General features: G+C 69.7%; 10 protein-coding genes. 4 read left to right on the top strand and 6 right to left on the bottom strand.

The annotated features are described in order from the left end of the window. Positions 1 to 91: 91 nt before the first annotated feature. Positions 92 to 1,333 carry an alginate lyase family protein gene (locus HA039_RS09905; RefSeq protein WP_167026844.1) on the top strand — a complete coding sequence of 414 codons (1,242 nt, stop codon included), beginning with the start codon at positions 92 to 94 and terminating at the stop codon, positions 1,331 to 1,333. 83 nt (positions 1,334 to 1,416) lie between these two features. Here HA039_RS09905 and HA039_RS09900 read toward each other — a convergent pair whose 3' ends face one another. Together HA039_RS09900 and HA039_RS09895 are read right to left on the bottom strand one after the other, a co-directional pair. Beyond that, complete coding sequence (locus HA039_RS09900; protein ID WP_167026842.1) at positions 1,417 to 2,034, bottom strand: dihydrofolate reductase family protein; 618 nt, start codon at positions 2,032 to 2,034, stop codon at positions 1,417 to 1,419. A gap of 112 nt (positions 2,035 to 2,146) precedes the next feature. Further along, entirely contained in the window at positions 2,147 to 4,180 is a 2,034-nt protein-coding gene (locus HA039_RS09895; protein ID WP_167026840.1) for a M4 family metallopeptidase, read from the bottom strand. 812 nt (positions 4,181 to 4,992) lie between these two features. Between HA039_RS09895 and HA039_RS09890 the strand changes: the two genes are divergently transcribed. Beyond that, positions 4,993 to 6,516 carry an NHL domain-containing protein gene (locus tag HA039_RS09890; protein WP_167026838.1) on the top strand — a complete coding sequence of 508 codons (1,524 nt, stop codon included), beginning with the start codon at positions 4,993 to 4,995 and terminating at the stop codon, positions 6,514 to 6,516. A 52-nt stretch (positions 6,517 to 6,568) separates the two neighbouring features. On the opposite strand, the gene HA039_RS09885 is transcribed toward HA039_RS09890, so the two are convergent. Together HA039_RS09885 and HA039_RS09880 are read right to left on the bottom strand one after the other, a co-directional pair. Then, the gene (locus HA039_RS09885; RefSeq protein ID WP_167036506.1) at positions 6,569 to 7,069 is read right to left on the bottom strand and encodes a hypothetical protein; all 501 of its coding nucleotides are present in this window, start codon (positions 7,067 to 7,069) and stop codon (positions 6,569 to 6,571) included. A gap of 38 nt (positions 7,070 to 7,107) precedes the next feature. Continuing rightward, positions 7,108 to 8,202 carry a hypothetical protein gene (locus tag HA039_RS09880; protein WP_167026836.1) on the bottom strand — a complete coding sequence of 365 codons (1,095 nt, stop codon included), beginning with the start codon at positions 8,200 to 8,202 and terminating at the stop codon, positions 7,108 to 7,110. Between the two features lie 371 nt (positions 8,203 to 8,573). Between HA039_RS09880 and HA039_RS09875 the strand changes: the two genes are divergently transcribed. Together HA039_RS09875 and HA039_RS09870 are read left to right on the top strand one after the other, a co-directional pair. After that, positions 8,574 to 9,302, top strand: coding sequence for a hypothetical protein (locus HA039_RS09875; RefSeq protein ID WP_167026835.1), 729 nt, complete (start codon positions 8,574 to 8,576; stop codon positions 9,300 to 9,302). Positions 9,303 to 9,369: 67 nt separating this feature from the next. Beyond that, complete coding sequence (locus HA039_RS09870; RefSeq protein WP_167026833.1) at positions 9,370 to 11,199, top strand: FG-GAP-like repeat-containing protein; 1,830 nt, start codon at positions 9,370 to 9,372, stop codon at positions 11,197 to 11,199. A 255-nt stretch (positions 11,200 to 11,454) separates the two neighbouring features. On the opposite strand, the gene HA039_RS09865 is transcribed toward HA039_RS09870, so the two are convergent. After that, positions 11,455 to 13,347, bottom strand: coding sequence for an ABC transporter ATP-binding protein (locus tag HA039_RS09865; RefSeq protein WP_167026831.1), 1,893 nt, complete (start codon positions 13,345 to 13,347; stop codon positions 11,455 to 11,457). Then, complete coding sequence (locus tag HA039_RS09860) at positions 13,344 to 15,245, bottom strand: ABC transporter ATP-binding protein (RefSeq protein ID WP_167026829.1); 1,902 nt, start codon at positions 15,243 to 15,245, stop codon at positions 13,344 to 13,346. Before HA039_RS09860 ends, HA039_RS09865 begins: the two co-directional genes overlap by 4 nt. Between the last annotated feature and the right edge of the window lie 102 nt (positions 15,246 to 15,347).

The following is a 15,347-nucleotide window of genomic DNA, read 5'->3' as shown; positions in this document are numbered from 1 at the left end:
TTCCTCGTTCCAACAACGGTTCACAACTTCACCCGACGTTCATATGGGTGAATCGAGTTGAGGACCTCCCCTGACCCGGAAGGCCCCCCACATGCGCCCCGGACCCATCGCGAGAGTTCTCGGACTCTCCGCCGCCCTGGCCGGCCTCACCGCCGCCGTCTTCATGGCTCCCGCCTCCGCGAAGACCCCGGAGGAGGTGACGGCCGCGGTCGCCGCCCCGGCCGTCGCCGCCGCCCCCGCGGCCTTCACGCACCCCGGCGTGAACCTCAACACCGCCCAACTCGACTTCGTCCGCAGCAAGGTGCAGGCAGGGGCGCAGCCCTGGAAGGCCGCGTACGACCAGATGGTCGCCAGCAAGTACGCGTCCCTGTCCCGCACGGCCAAGCCCCGCGCGACCGTCGAGTGCGGCTCCTTCTCCAACCCCAACAACGGCTGCACGGACGAGCGTGAGGACGCGATCGCCGCGTACACCGACGCGCTGATCTGGTACATCACGCGCGACGACGCCTACGCGCAGAAGGCGATCCAGCTCATGGACGCCTGGTCCGCCACGATCAAGGACCACACCAACTCCAACGCGCCGCTCCAGACCGGCTGGGCCGGCTCCTCCTGGCCCAAGGCCGCGGAGATCATCAAGTACGTACGCGGCAACTGGGCCAACTCGGGCCGCTTCGACACGATGCTGCGCAACGTCTACCTGCCGAAGCTCCTCGCCGGTTCCAACTCCAACGGCAACTGGGAGCTGACGATGGTGGAGGCGTCCACCAGCATCGCCGTCTACCTCAACGACAAGAGCGCCTACGACAGTTCGATCAGCCGCTACCTGACCCGGGTGCCGGCCTACATCTACCTGGCCTCGGACGGCGCCCTGCCGAAGACGGTCCCGAGCCAGAACCTCAACACCACGGCGAAGATCGTCAACTACTGGCAGGGCCAGAGCACGTTCGGCTCGGCGATGACCGGCCTCACCCAGGAGACCTGCCGCGACTTCGTCCACACCGGGTACGGCATCTCGTCCATCTCGCACGTCCTGGAGACCGCGCGCCTCCAGGGGCAGGACCTGTACCCGCAGGTCGGTGAGCGGCTGCGGCAGGCGCTGGGCTTCCAGTCCCGCTACGAGATCCAGGCGCAGCCCGTACCGTCCAACCTGTGCGGCGGCAGTGTGGTCCGGGGCCTCGGCCCGATCACCGAGGTCGGCTTCAACACCCTGAACACGCTCCACGGCGTCGCGATGGCCAACACCCAGACGCTCACCGAGCGCCAGCGCCCGTCGGGCACGAACAACCTGTTTGTGGCGTGGGAGACCCTGACGAACGCGGGCAACCCCAACTGACCCTTCCGAGTACGTGGGCGCGGTCTTGCCGAACGGACGGCAAGGCCGCGCCTCTGCTTGTCACGCGCCGGTACGGGGGCCGGTCACCCCAGGACGTCGTAGGTCAGGTGCGTCGCGGTGGAGGTCGCGAGCACGCCGCGCTGGACGAGCGTGCGCGGCGCCGCGCGCGTGAACAGCGGGGTCCCGCCGCCGAGGACGACGGGCGACAGGTGCAGCACCAGCATGTCGACGAGCCCGGCGTCGAGCGCCGAGGCGATCGTGGCACTGCCCCCCATCAGGACGACGTCGAGGTCCTTGCCGCGCGCGGCGGCCGCCGCCTCGGCCTTCTCGCGCGCGGTGGCGACGGCGTCGGGCAGGCCGGTGGTGACGAACGTCCAGTCGAGTTCGGTGGTCCGCAGCGACGCGGGCGGTGCGCTCGTCACGACGACGAACGCCGGCCTGCCGACCTCGCCGGCGCCGTAGCCGACGCTGTTGTCCCAGCCCTGCGGCCCGTCGACCACGTCGAAGAGGTGACGGCCGAGGACGACGGCGCCCGAACGGGCGGTGCCCTCGCTCAGGATCCGGCGGTCCTCGGGGTCGTCGGAGAACGCCCAGGTGTGCAGCGCCTCGCCACCGGTGCCCAGGCCGTTGTCCGGGCCGGGGTCGGGTCCGGTGACGAAGCCGTCGAGGGAGACCGAGATGTCGGCGATGATTCGAGTCATACCCGAGGAGACCCCGTCAGGCGCCCGGACTCATCGCTCCGCGGGGCGTGTCACAGAAGTGCCGCCCGGAGTGGTCACACTCCGGGCGGCACTTCTGCTCATCGGTGGTGCGTCAGAACTGGAGCTTGAAGCTGTTGATCCGGCCGGTGTCCGCCGACGCGACGTCCTGGACGCGGAGCTTCCAGGCACCGTTGGCGACCTCCGAGGAGGCGTTCACGGTGTACGTCTCGACCACGTTGTCCGCCGAGTCGCCGCTGCTGGCCGCCTTGACGCGGTAGGCCGTACCGTCCGGGGCCACCAGGTCGATGACCAGGTCACCGCGCCAGGTGTGCGTGATGTCCACGCTGACCTGGAGGTTGGTCGGGGCGTTGCCCGTGATGCCGGTGACGTTGACCGTCGAGGTGACCGCGGCACCGTTGTCCGGGATGGCGACCTGGGTGGTGGACTCGAAGACCTTGCTCGGGTCCGGCGGCGGCGTGCCCGAGCGGGTGCCGACGTTGATGGCGGCCCAGGCGTCCTGGACGGCCTTGTACTCGACGCTGCTCGTGCCGCCGTAGAGGTCACTGGCGACGGCGAGGGTGCCGGTACGGGCGGCCGCGTAGTTCGTGGAGCTGGTGAACTTCGTGGAGAGCGCCTTGAACCAGATCTGCTCGGCCTTGGCCCGGCCGATGCCGGTCACCGGCAGGCCGTCCGAGGTCGGCGAGTCGTAGGTGACGCCGTTGACGGTCTTGACGCCGCTGCCCTCGGAGAGCAGGTAGAAGAAGTGGTTCGCCGGGCCCGAGGAGTAGTGGACGTCGATGCCGCCGAGGCCCGAGTACCACGCGTCCTTGGACGCGCCGTCCTTGCTCGGCTTGTCCATGTAGCGCAGCGGGGTGCCGTTGCCGTTGATGTCGATCTTCTCGCCGACCAGGTAGTCACCCGGGTCCGCGGCCGTGTTCGAGTAGAACTCGACGGCGGCGGCGAAGATGTCGGAGGTGGCCTCGTTGAGGCCGCCCGACTCACCGCTGTAGATCAGGCCGGCGGTGTTGGCGGTGACGCCGTGGGACATCTCGTGGGCCGCCACGTCGAGGGACGTGAGGGGCTTCGCGTTGCCCGAGCCGTCGCCGTACGTCATGCAGAAGCAGGCGTCCTGCCAGAACGCGTTGACGTAGTTGTTGCCGTAGTGCACGCGGGAGTACGCGCCGACTCCGTCACCGCGGATGCCGTTGCGGCCGTGCACGTTCTTGAAGTAGTCCCACGTCTCCGCCGCGCCGTAGGCGGCGTCGGCCGCGGCGGTCTCCGCGTTGGAGGCGACGCCGTTGCCCCAGACGTCGTCCGGACCCGAGAAGAGGGTGCCGGTACCCGACGTACCCCGGTTGAGGTTGTACGTGCGGTGGTTGCCGCGCGCGGCGTCGGTCAGGTTCCAGGTCGAGCCCGACTGGGTGGAGCCGAGGGTGACCTGACCGTTGTACTGGGTGTTGCCCACGCCGTTCTCGACGGCCTGCCACTCGAAGATCTTCTTGCCGGTGGTGGCGTCCGTGACGACGTGCAGCTCGTTCGGGGTCCCGTCGTGCTGGAGCCCGCCGACGACCGTCTCGTACGCCAGGGTCGGCGTGCCCTGGGCGGCCCAGACGACCTTGCGCGGGGCGCGGTCGGCCTCGGTCTTCTTCGAACCGTCCGCCGCGGCGAGGCCGAGGGCCTGCTTCTCGGCGATGGCCGGCGTGACGTCCGCGGAGGTGTCGACGTTCTTCAGAACGGCCTTCGACGCCTTCGTGACCGACTCGGTCTTCCCCGCCTTCGTCTCCTGGACGACGAGGTCACCGCCGAGGACCGGCAGGCCCGCGTAGGTGCGCTCGTAGCGGGTGTGCGTGGTGCCGTCGGCGTCCTGGACGACGTCGCGGACCGCGAGCTTCTCCTGTGCGCCCAGGCCGAGCTCCTTGGCGGTGTCCGCCTTGGAAGCGTCGGCCGCCTTTATCAGCGCGGCGCGCTGGGCGGGGGAGAGATCGCGCGGCAGCGCACCGGGGTCCGCCTTGCCGGCGACCGGTGCCTTGGGGGCGCTGTCGGGCTGTGCGGTGGCGGTGCCGGCCTGCACACCGACGGAGAGAAGAGCTGCTGCGGCGATCAGAGCGCCGGTCGCGGTGGCACGACGGCTGGGCGTGGGTCTCACGCGAACTCCTTCTGCGATGGGGGTACCGGGCCGCACGGTGAGCAGCCCGGGCAGAGCGAGCGGAGCGGGTGCTGCGGTACGACGTGGTGCTGTGCGGGTGGTGCGGAGAACGGGGGAAGAGTTGCAGCCGTGGCACCCGTCTGTCAGGACCGCGTCAAGAAGTTGGCCGGAAACGGTCCGCTGCCCGAGAGGCCCTGTTCGTTAAGCGGACGTTTCGCCGGTGATCACCGCGATGCCGTCGCGGGTTCCCGCCGCCCCGACCTGCCGGACCCCGTCCGCGTCAAACTCGAATGTGTCATCGATGAACGCAGTGTTGTCCACGGGAAGGCGAACGCACGAACGGCGGCCTCGAACTGTGGCGCATTCCGTGCCCCGCACCGGACACCGGACGAACGCCGACCCGGGTCCTCCGCCCTCCGCCCTCCGCGGCGAGAGCGCCGCGTCCGAGACGACCGGGGTGGTCGTTTGGCGTTGACGAGGCGGCCGTGTGCGAGCAGCGCGTCACGGTCCAGGTCCCGGGTGTCCTCGGACCCCCAACGGGTCGGCCGGATACCGGCCGCACCCATGCGTCGGCCGGGATTCGTTTCTCATCCGGACGCGCAGCATGTCAGGCAGCGTGCAATTGTCCGGCGCAGGTAGCCGGCCGCGCGGCTTGTCGCGCCCGTTCGTCACACCGCTGGGGGCTGAGCGCCGTCAACGGGAAGCGTGAATGCACCCATCAGTGACTTTCCTGACCGGCGACCCCTGTCACTTGCTGAGATCAATACGCAACCGGCTGTAGCGGGCGGTCGGTGAACAGCGAAGGGACGACAGTGGGCACTCCACAAGCGGCAGCCACCGGCAGCGAGGAGTCGGCACCCCGGATCAACACGGTCGCGGGGACGGGGGTAGCGGGGTTCAAGGGAGACAACGAGCCGGCCGTCGCGGCTCAGCTGAATCGTCCGTACGGCATCGCGCTGGACAGCACCGGCAGCCTCTACTTCTCCGACTACAACAACCACCGGGTCCGGAAGATCAGTACCGACGGCAAAGTCAGCACGGTCGCCGGTGCCGGGGCCGGCTACCGGGGTGACGGCGGTCCTGCTGCCTCGGCGCTGCTGAACTGCCCGCGCGAGGTGGCGGTGGACGCGGGGGGCAGTGTGTACGTCACTGATGCCGCGAACCACCGGGTTCGGGTGATCACCCCTGAGGGGAAGATCGACACAGTGGCCGGAACGGGCGTCGCGGGGTTCAGCGGTGACGGAGGTCCGGCCTCCAAGGCGCAGTTGAACTATCCGTTGGGGGTGGCGGTGGACAGCTCCGGCGCTCTCTACATCTCCGACCACAGCAACAACCGGGTGCGGAAGGTCAGCGCAGACGGAAAGATCAGTACGGTCGCGGGGACCGGCGTAGCGGGATACAAGGGAGACGACGGCCCGGCGGTTTCCGCGCAGTTGAACCGCCCGTACGCCTTGGCGGTGGATGACGCGGACATCCTGTACATCACCGATGGGAACAACCACCGCGTCCGCAAGGTCGCGTCCGACGGGACCATCAGCACGGTCGTCGGTAAGGGCACCGCGGGATTCAGCGGTGACGGCGGCCCGGCGACCTCTGCACAGCTGAACCTGCCACTGGGGGTGGTGGTGGACAGCGCCGGCACCCTCTACATCTCCGACTACAACAACCACCGCGTCCGGAAGGTGACGCCGGACGGGCAGATCGCTACGCTCGCCGGCAAGGGCACCGCGGGTTTCGGCGGCGACGACGGCCCGGCCGCAGCCGCCCAGCTGAACTACCCGTTCGGGCTCGCTGTGGACTGTGTCGACACCCTCTACATCGCCGACCACCTCAACAACCGGATCCGGAAGATCGCGTCGCAGAGGATGGCCGGGCTTCCCGAGTCGGGCACCGTGGTCTCCTGGGCCAACGTGCGCAGTAGGCTGCGGATGGGGGTCTTGCGTGAGTCCACAAAGGACGGCGCCGAGATCCACCAGTCCCTTTCCTCCCCCAGGGCTCACCAGCAGTGGCGGCTGATCGCGACAGGTCAGGACGGCGGCGACATCCTGTACCGGATCGAGAACCTGCGCAGCGGCAAGGTCCTCGAAGTCGTCGGAGGGGGAACGGCAGACGGGGCGGTCGTCGTGCAGCGGGCCTACGAGGGCAACGGTGCGGACCACCAGCAGTGGCGGCTGATCCCGGTGGGGTCGCTGGCCGACACCCCGCGGGTTTACGAGATCGCGAACCACAACAGCGGTCTGCTGCTGCGCGTCGAGACCAACGCCCCTGCCGTGGTCAAGCAGTACGGGGCGCAGGGCGACCACCGCGACCGGCAGTGGCAGCTGCTCCCTGTGTGAACGCACGATTGGTCAGGGGCGGTACCGCCCCTGACCAATCGGACCTGTGAACCTACTTGGAGTCGGACGGCTTCTCGGCGGTGGCCTTGGGCGCTTTGGGGGGCTGATCCGCCTTGGGCGATGCCGGGGCGTCCGGTGCTTTGAAGTCGTCCCTCTTCGGTGCCTGCAGGCCCTCGTCCTTCTGCAGGTCGCTGTGCCGGGTCACGGTCTCGCTGGACTTCTCCATGCCGGCGGCCGCCGCCGTGGACACCGAGCCGGGGTCCTGGGCGTAGGCGGCCTGCGTGCCGGCGGATGCCTGGGTGGTCTGGATGAAGGAAGCGAGGAAGCCAAGGATGACCCGGGCTTCGGGCGCCTGCTCCTGCACGATCTTCGCCCGGTGGGACGCACCGTGGATTCCGCTGGTGAACAGGCTTGTGGTCGTGTCGTCGTACGTGTCGTCGTCAGCGTCCTCGAAGTCGACGCCCGCTCCCGGTCGCGGCTTGTCGCGGTCAGTGGTCACCGAGAAGAGCCCCGCGCCCGTTCCGGCGGAGTCGAAGACGTTTTTGAACACCATGGTCGTCACCTCTGGTCGTCGTGGCGGCAGCCCGCCGGTCACGGCTTCTTGTACAGGTCTCGTTCGCTGTCGGTGAGGCTCTCGCCGTCGAACATCGTGTGGTGAACCTCCAGGGCGGAGACCACCTCGGCCAGCCCCTTCATGCGGAAGCCGCCGCCGTCCAGGTCGAGGTCGCTCATGTCGCGGGCGACCAGCTGGTCACGCCGGGGGTAGGCGTCCGGCTGCGGCGGCGACAGGACGGTCACCGGCACGTCGTACTTCACCGCGAGGAGCCCGGAGAAGGTCACCGGGATCTCGTAGGTGTACTGCTTGAGGGCACGGCGCTGCGTGACGATGGTCTCCACGCGAGAGTTCGGCGGGACGGTGCCGGAGATCTGGGACTTCGAGGCCCAGCTGGTGGTCAGGGAACCTCCGACTGAGGCCGCGATGCCTTGGGCCAGCGCGGCGTTGAGACCCGCGGTGCCGGAGGCGCTGCCCGTGGTGGTGAAATCCACCGAGCCGGTCATCGAGGCCGAGGCGGAGTTCGTCATCCCGTTACTCACCGAGACGTCGACGGTGTTGGCGTTGTCCGCTCCCACGCTGTCCTTGCTGTTCTTGCTGGTCATCGTGTTGGCGTTCTTGTTCGCCATCTCGTTCTTGAGCTGCGTCCCGAGCTGCCCCTGCAGGTTCAGGCCGAGCTTGTTCTGCAACTGCAGCTGGAGCTGGGCGCTGACGTTGCCGCCGAAGGTGAGCTTCGTGTCGCCCGAGAGCGACCAGGTCGCCCCGTTCGACACGTTGAAGTCGACCGAGTCGGTGAAGTTCATGTCGGACCCGCTGCGGTTGACGTAGGTGCGCGAGGAGAACGTGTCGGGCGGCGGCTGGGTGATGTTGCGCCGCTCCTCGATCAGCGGCTCGCCGAGGTTCATGTAGGCGAGCCAGCCCAGTTGGTACGCGGTGCCGGGGAAGGACCCGAAGCTCGACTTGTTCACGGAGAACCCGACAGGCTTGTGCCGCACCCCGTACTCGTCGACGTAGACCAGCTTGGGGTGCTCCAGGATGGACTGCCAGGTCTGCTCGATATTGAGTTCCCGCAGGTTCTTCTTCGTCAGCGGCTGGCGCTTGGCCCGTTCCAGGTTGTACGCGTTGGAAGGCAATTTCTGTCCTCGACTGATCTGGCTGAAACCGCACTCGGCGAAATGGCGAAAAGGGAATCTGCACGCGCTCCGGCAAATGAAGCTAACAGCGGCTTCCGTGGCCGAGTAGGCACTTCTGCGGATCGCACTCAAATGGGTGGTCAAGATTCCCTGTCGCCCTCGATCACCCGATCGAGACCCCTATGGCCTTCCGCCGCAGCGCTGCGACCTCGAATTTTGCCACTTTGATCACATTTGCTTCGGTCGCATATTCGGTTATGGAGCCGCTCTCTCCCGCGCATGATCGGGCGGGCGGAATGCCGCGTGATAAACCATTTCACTGAGCGACTTAGGCGTTGTTCCCCACATCGAGAACAGGTGAGGTTTCCGCGATGTACACCCAAGAACGCACGGCAATGGCGAATTTGGTGGTCGGCGGCCCGGTGGCGGTGAACAGCTACGACAACGCCATCGTGGCCGCCCTCGTCGAAAACCGGCCGGTCATGCTTGTCCACGCCTTCAACGGCGGATACCTGCGACCCGCGGAACTGGCTGCGAGCAGCCACGACAAGGGCGTCAAACTGGCCACCGCGCTCGACCCGGCCACCAAGGACGCGCAGGGCCACCTCTGGCACATCACCCCCGGCGGCTTCTTCGGCCAGCGCCCGCTGTACTTCATCGAAAGCGCCGCGGGCCAGGTGACACCCCCGCCCGCCGGCACGGCAGGCACGGCAGGTACGGACGCCGGTCGCGGCGACGACGGAACCCCGAAGCCGCAGCGCAGGCGCATCACCGTCCACCAGGACGCCCCGCAGAGCACGGCCGACACTCTGCAGGTGGGCCTGCCCGCCAAGGTGGCCGACAAGTGGCGCGGCAAGAACGGTGCGACGGAGGACACCCAGCTGTGGATCGTCACCGTGACGCCGTGGGGCGGGATCACCTTCGTTCCGATCACCCACCCCGACGCCATCCTCGGGTTCAAGGACCACACCGTGGCGAAGGACAGCGAAGCGCGCCTCACCTACAACTGGGGCGGGGACTTCACCGGGACGGTCATCAACACCTTCTACCCGCGGCTGCCCAACGAGTGGGACGTCCCCTACCACCACGTCTTCACGTGATCCGCCCCCACCGTCGAGCCACACCCGTCCCGAGCCGTCGCACCAACCGCCCGGAAGAGGCACCACGATGCCCGTGCCCACGCAAGAACTGAAGCTGGAGATCGTCAACGCCGCCACAGGCCAGCCCCTCGGCGCGAAGGCCGCGCCGGCCGCGGACGGGATGCTCGTCGTCCGCGACTACCCCAGGGACGGCCCGCGCCCGGAGCTGTGGCAGTTCACCCCCGTGCCGGGCTCCCAGGACGACCCGGCATACGTCATCCGCAACACGGCCGGCAGCAAAGTGCTCGACACCCCGGCCGCCGTGGGCCAGGGCGTCCGCCAGTCGGACGCCTCGGGCAAGAAGGGCCAGCAGTGGCGCCTGGTCCCGGTCGCGGGCGAGGCGGCCCTCTACGTCATCGAAGGCGCGGCCGACGGCGCCGTTCTCGACCTCGACGCACCGGGGAAGGACGACACCCGGATCGTCCTCGGCGAGTACGACGACCTCGCGGAGAGCCAGCGGTGGCGATTCGTCCCGGCCGAGCCCGAGCGCACCAGCGACCTCGTGCTGGACTGGGCGCCGCTGAGCCACTGGAACAGCCGCCAGTCCTGGCGGCTGACCCACCACAAGAACGCCCTGCGGCCGTCACCCGACGCGACGCCCTCCTTCAGCGACGTACTACTGGTCCTGGAGAAGTACGGAAGCGACCAGGACACCGCCGTCTGGAAGAACGACGCGGTCACTCCTTCCCCCATCGGGGAACCCGACCGCTGGGCCGGTGTCGGTGCGCGGTTCCTCGCCGACACCAAGGGAACAGGGCGAGCCGACATCGTGGGGATCAGATCCACGAAGGGAGCCGTGACCTCGTCCAGCCGAGGCGACGGGACGTTCGACGACGAACGCCCGCTGCACCAGGGGGTGGCCACTCCGAACTCGGCGGATTTGTGGGCAGTCGTGGATCTGACGGGCAACGGCAAGCCCGACGTGATCGCCCTGTGTACCGGCGGAGTCCGGGTATCCGCACAGGACGAGGGCGGGGCGTTCACACCCGAAGGCGGCGAACTCGTCCTCAAGGCGTTCGGCCATGGCAAGCAGGCCGGCGGTTGGCTCGTCGACAAGCATCCGCGCTTTCTCGCCGACACCACCGGTGACGGCAGGCTCGACATCGTCGGCTGCCACGACGACGGCCTCTGGGTCTCCCTCCAGGACGAGGAAGGAAAGTTCGCACCGCTCGCCGACGAGCCCGTCCTCCGGGCGTTCGGCCACAGCGAGGGGGCCGGCGGTTGGCTCGTCGACAAGCATCCGCGCTTTCTCGCCGACACCACCGGTGACGGCAGGCTCGACATCGTCGGCTGCCACGACGACGGCCTCTGGCTCTCCCTCCAGGACGAAGAAGGAACATTCGCCGAACCTCTTTACGTCCTCGACGATTTCGGGGCCGCCCAGGGATGGCGCTCGGTCAGGGAGCACCCCCGGTTCGTGGTCGCCACCACCAGCGGCGGGGTACCGGACATCGTCGGCTTCGGCCCGCAGGGCGTCACCGTCGCACGCGGACGCGGCGATGGCACGTTCGAACCCTCCCAGCTCGTCCTGAACGACTACGGGCAAGCTCAGGGGTGGACAGGCGAAAGGCACCTCCGGCTCCTGGCCGACGTCAACGGCGACGGGACCCCTGACATCATCGGCTTCGGCAACGAAGGTGTCTGGGTATCGCACAACAACGGTGACGGCAGCTTCGAGCAGGCTCAGCTGGTGTGCCGCGGGTTCGGATACAACGACGACGCGGGCGCCTGGCGGGTCGACCGTCACCCCCGGTTCCTCACCGACATCACCGGTGACGGCCGCGTCGACATCGTCGGCTTCGGCGGCCCGGGCGTTCACGTCGCCCGCAACCTCCACCGCCGCTTCAGGACCCGGTGACGCCGGAGGCACCTGCACCATCACGGAACGTGTGCGCGACCGATGAGCGACTGCAAGCGCGTGACCATGACGGTTCACCAGCGGGCGGCGAGCCGCGGACGCGGGCTCGCCGCCCCGTCGCGGCACGCGTAGTCGCCCGAGTAGTGCGACAACCGGAAGATCGCTGACACTCACAACTGATCGCTACTGAACGTTACCGCTGCCCATGATCACGCGGAAGTGCTCGTGGAACCGCGGAACCTAGACCTCTTCCGGTCACGCCAGGCTGTCGCGCCACGCGCGGTGGAGGCCCGCGAAGCGGCCCGTGCCCGCGATCAGGTCCGCCGGGCGGCCGTCCTCGACCACGCGGCCCCGCTCCATGACCAGCACCCGGTCCGCGATCTCGACCGTCGAGAGGCGGTGGGCGATGACCACCGCCGTACGGCCGTGCAGGACCGTGTCCATCGCGCGCTGCACCGCCCGCTCGCCCGGGACGTCCAGCGAGCTGGTCGCCTCGTCGAGGATCAGCACCGCCGGGTCGGCGAGCAACGCCCGCGCGAAGGCGACCAGTTGGCGCTGCCCGGCGGAGATGCGGCCGCCCCGCTTGCGGACGTCCGTGTCGTACCCGTCCGGCAGCGTCGTGATGAACTCGTGCGCCCCGATGGACTTCGCCGCCGCCTCGATCTCCTCGCGCGAGGCGTCGGGGCGGCCGATCGCGATGTTCTCCGCGACCGTGCCGGAGAACAGGAACGCCTCCTGCGTCACCATCACGATCCCGCGCCGCAGTTCGGGCGTGTCCAGCTCGCGCAGGTCGACCCCGTCGAGCAGGACACGGCCCCGCGTCGGGTCGTAGAAGCGCGCCAGCAGCTTGGCGAGCGTGGACTTGCCCGCGCCCGTCGAGCCGACGACCGCGACCGTCTGCCCGGCCGGGAGCGTCAGGTCGAAGCGCGGCAGCACCTCGCCGCCCGTACGGTACGAGAAGCTCACCCCGTCGAAGACGACCTCGCGGCCGGGCAGGTCGCCCGCGAGGGGCGGCAGCGGGCGCGGCGACGACGCCTCGGGCACCGACGGCGTCTGGGCCAGCAGCCCCGCGATCTTCTCCAGGGAGGCCGCCGCCGACTGGTACGAGTTGAGGAACATCCCGAGGCGGTCGATCGGGTCGTACAGCCGCCGCAGGTAGAGCACCGCCGCCGCCAGCACCCCGAGCGCCAGCGTGCCGTCCGCCACCCGGTAGGCGCCCCAGAGCACGATCCCCGCGACGGCCACGTTCGCGACGAGCCGGGAGCCGACCACGTAACGGGCCATCTCCAGCAGGGCGTCGCCGTTGCTGAGCCGGTGGCGGTCGTTGAGCCGCTCGAAGTCCTCGTCGTTGGCGCGCTCGCGCCGGAACGCCTGCACCGGCCTGATGCCGTTCATCGTCTCCGCGAACTTCACGATGACGGCGGCGATCGCGGTCGAGCGGACGCCGAAGATCTCGCCCGCCCGCCTCTGGTAGAGCCGTACCAGCAGATACAGCGGCACGAACGACAGCACGGCCACCGCGCCGAGCCCCAGGTCCAGGTAGAGCAGCATCGCCGAGATGTAGACGAACGCCAGCACCACCGCGATGAGTTCCTGGAGGCCCTCGCTCAGCAGCTCCCGCAGCGACTCCACGTCCGTGGTCGACCGGGAGATCAGCCGCCCCGAGGTGTAGCGCTCGTGGAAGTCCACGCTCAGCGCCTGGGCGTGGCGGAAGATCCGGCCGCGCAGGTCGAGCAGCACGTCCTGGTTGATCCGCGCGGAGGCCAGGATGAACGCCCACTGGAAGCCGCCCGAGCCCAGCGCGCAGATCAGGTACCCGGCGCCCACCGCGACCACCGGACCGTGGTCGCCGTCCCGGAACGCCGGCACCCCCCGGTCGATCGCGTACGCGACGAGCAGCGGGCCCGCCTGGGACGCGGCCTGCTGGAGCAGCAGGAGCAGCGCGGCCACGATCACCCGGGGGCGGTGGGCGCGCAGCAGCGAGCGCAGCAGGGTGCCGGTGGCGCGCGGGGGAGCGGGCAGGGCGTCGCGGTCGAAGGGGTCGCCCGGCGCCGGTGCCTCCGCGGCGGCGAGCGGCGCCTCCGGGGCGGTGGCGTCCGGGGGCGTCCCGCCGCCCGGGCCCGTACCGGCCGTGGTGGACGTACTCATCGGGCGTTCTCCTCAGCGGTGTCGGTGGCCGCGGCGGCCTCGATGGACTCGGCGGCCTCCACGACCTCGGCGGCGGTCGGCATACCGGCGTCCCCGGCCGGGCCCGCCTCCCCGGCCCCGGACGCCTCCGCGCCCGACATCAGCCACGCGTACTCCTCGCTGGTCCGCAGCAGCTCCTGATGGGTGCCGACCGCCGTGATCCGGCCCCCCGAGATCAGCGCCACCCGGTCCGCCAGCAGGACCGTCGACGGCCGGTGCGCCACGACCAGCGCGGTCGTCCCGCCGAGCACCCGCCGCAGGGCCGCCTCCACCAGCGCCTCCGTGTGCACGTCCAGCGCCGAGAGCGGGTCGTCCAGCACCAGGAAGCGCGGCCGTCCCACCACCGCCCGCGCCAGCGCGAGCCGTTGGCGCTGGCCGCCGGAGAGGCTGTGCCCCTGCTCGCCGACCTGGGTCGCCGCGCCCTCCGGCAGATCCTTCACGAACCCGGCCTGGGCCACGTCCAGCGCCCGCCCGAGGGCCTCCTCGCCCGCCCCCTCGGCGCCCATCAGCACGTTCTCCCCGACGCTCGCCGAGAACAGCGTCGGCTCCTCGAACGCCACCGACACCAGCTCCCGCAGCCGCGCGCGCGGCATCAGCCCGACGTCCTGGCCGTCGAGCGTGATCCGCCCCGCCGTCACCTCGTGCAGCCGCGGTACGAGCGTGGTCAGCGTCGTCTTGCCGGAACCGGTCGCCCCGACCAGCGCCATGGTCTCGCCCGGCCTGATGTGCAGGTCGATCCGGTCCAGCACGGGCACCGAGTCCGCCTCGGCGTCGGGATAGCGGAACGAGACCCCCTCGAAGCGCAGCCCGCCCGCGCTGTCCGGTGCCGCGCTGCCCGACCCGGCCGCGTCGGCGTCGTCCTCGACCTCCTCGGGCACGTCCATCACCTCGAAGAAGCGCTCGGTGGCCGTCGCCGACTCCTGGCTCATCGCCAGCAGGAACCCGATCGACTCCACCGGCCACCGCAGCGCCAGCGCCGTCGACAGGAACGCCACCAGCGTGCCCGCCGAGAGGTCGCCGTCCGCCACCTGGATCGTGCCCAGCACCAGCGCGGCGCCGATGGCCAGCTCCGGGAGCGTCATGATCAGCGCCCAGATGGCCGCCAGCAGCCGGGCCTTGGCCAGCTCGGTGGTCCGCAGCTTCCCGGCGAGCGCGTGGAAGGCGCGGGACTGGCTGCGGTGGCGGCCGAAGCCCTTGATGATCCGGATGCCGAGGACGCCCTCCTCGACCACCGTCGTCAGATCGCCGACCTGGTCCTGGGCCTGCCGCGCGACCGCCGTGTACCGCGACTCGAAGAGCGAGCAGAGGATCACCAGCGGCACGACGGGAGCGAGCAGCACCAGCCCCAGCGACCAGTCCTGGAGCAGCAGGATCACGAAGCCCGCGAGGATCGTGACCGCGTTGACCAGCAGGAACGTCAGCGGGAAGGCGAAGAACATCCGCAGCAGCATCAGGTCCGTCGTGCCGCGCGAGAGCAACTGCCCCGACGGCCAGCGGTCGTGGAAGGCCACCGGGAGCCGTTGCAGGTGCCGGTAGAGGTCCGCGCGCATCGACGCCTCGACCCCGGCCAGCGGACGCGCCACCAGCCACCGCCGGAACCCGAACAGCACGGCCTCGGCGATGCCCAGGAGCAGCAGGTAGAGCGCTCCCAGCCAGATGCCGCCGGTGTCCCGGTGGGTGACCGGGCCGTCCACCATCCACTTGAGGACGAGGGGGATGACCAGGCCGAGGCAGGACGCGACGATCGCGACCAGCGCCGCGCTGCCGAGGCGGTGGCGGACGGGTCGCACATAGGGCCACAGCCGCAGCAGGGACTGCGCGGTGGACCGTTCCTTGGTGGCTGCATGTTTTTCGGGCATCAGGGGCGAGCCTACGGTTCACCACTGACATCCCTCATGTGGTTTTCGCGACATCCGGCGGACCCGGCATCAACCGATCGGCTGATGCCGGTTCGAGCGTGA

Source organism: Streptomyces liangshanensis (genome assembly GCF_011694815.1).
Lineage (GTDB): Bacteria > Actinomycetota > Actinomycetes > Streptomycetales > Streptomycetaceae > Streptomyces > Streptomyces liangshanensis.
This window is presented reverse-complemented; position numbering and strand designations above follow the sequence as displayed.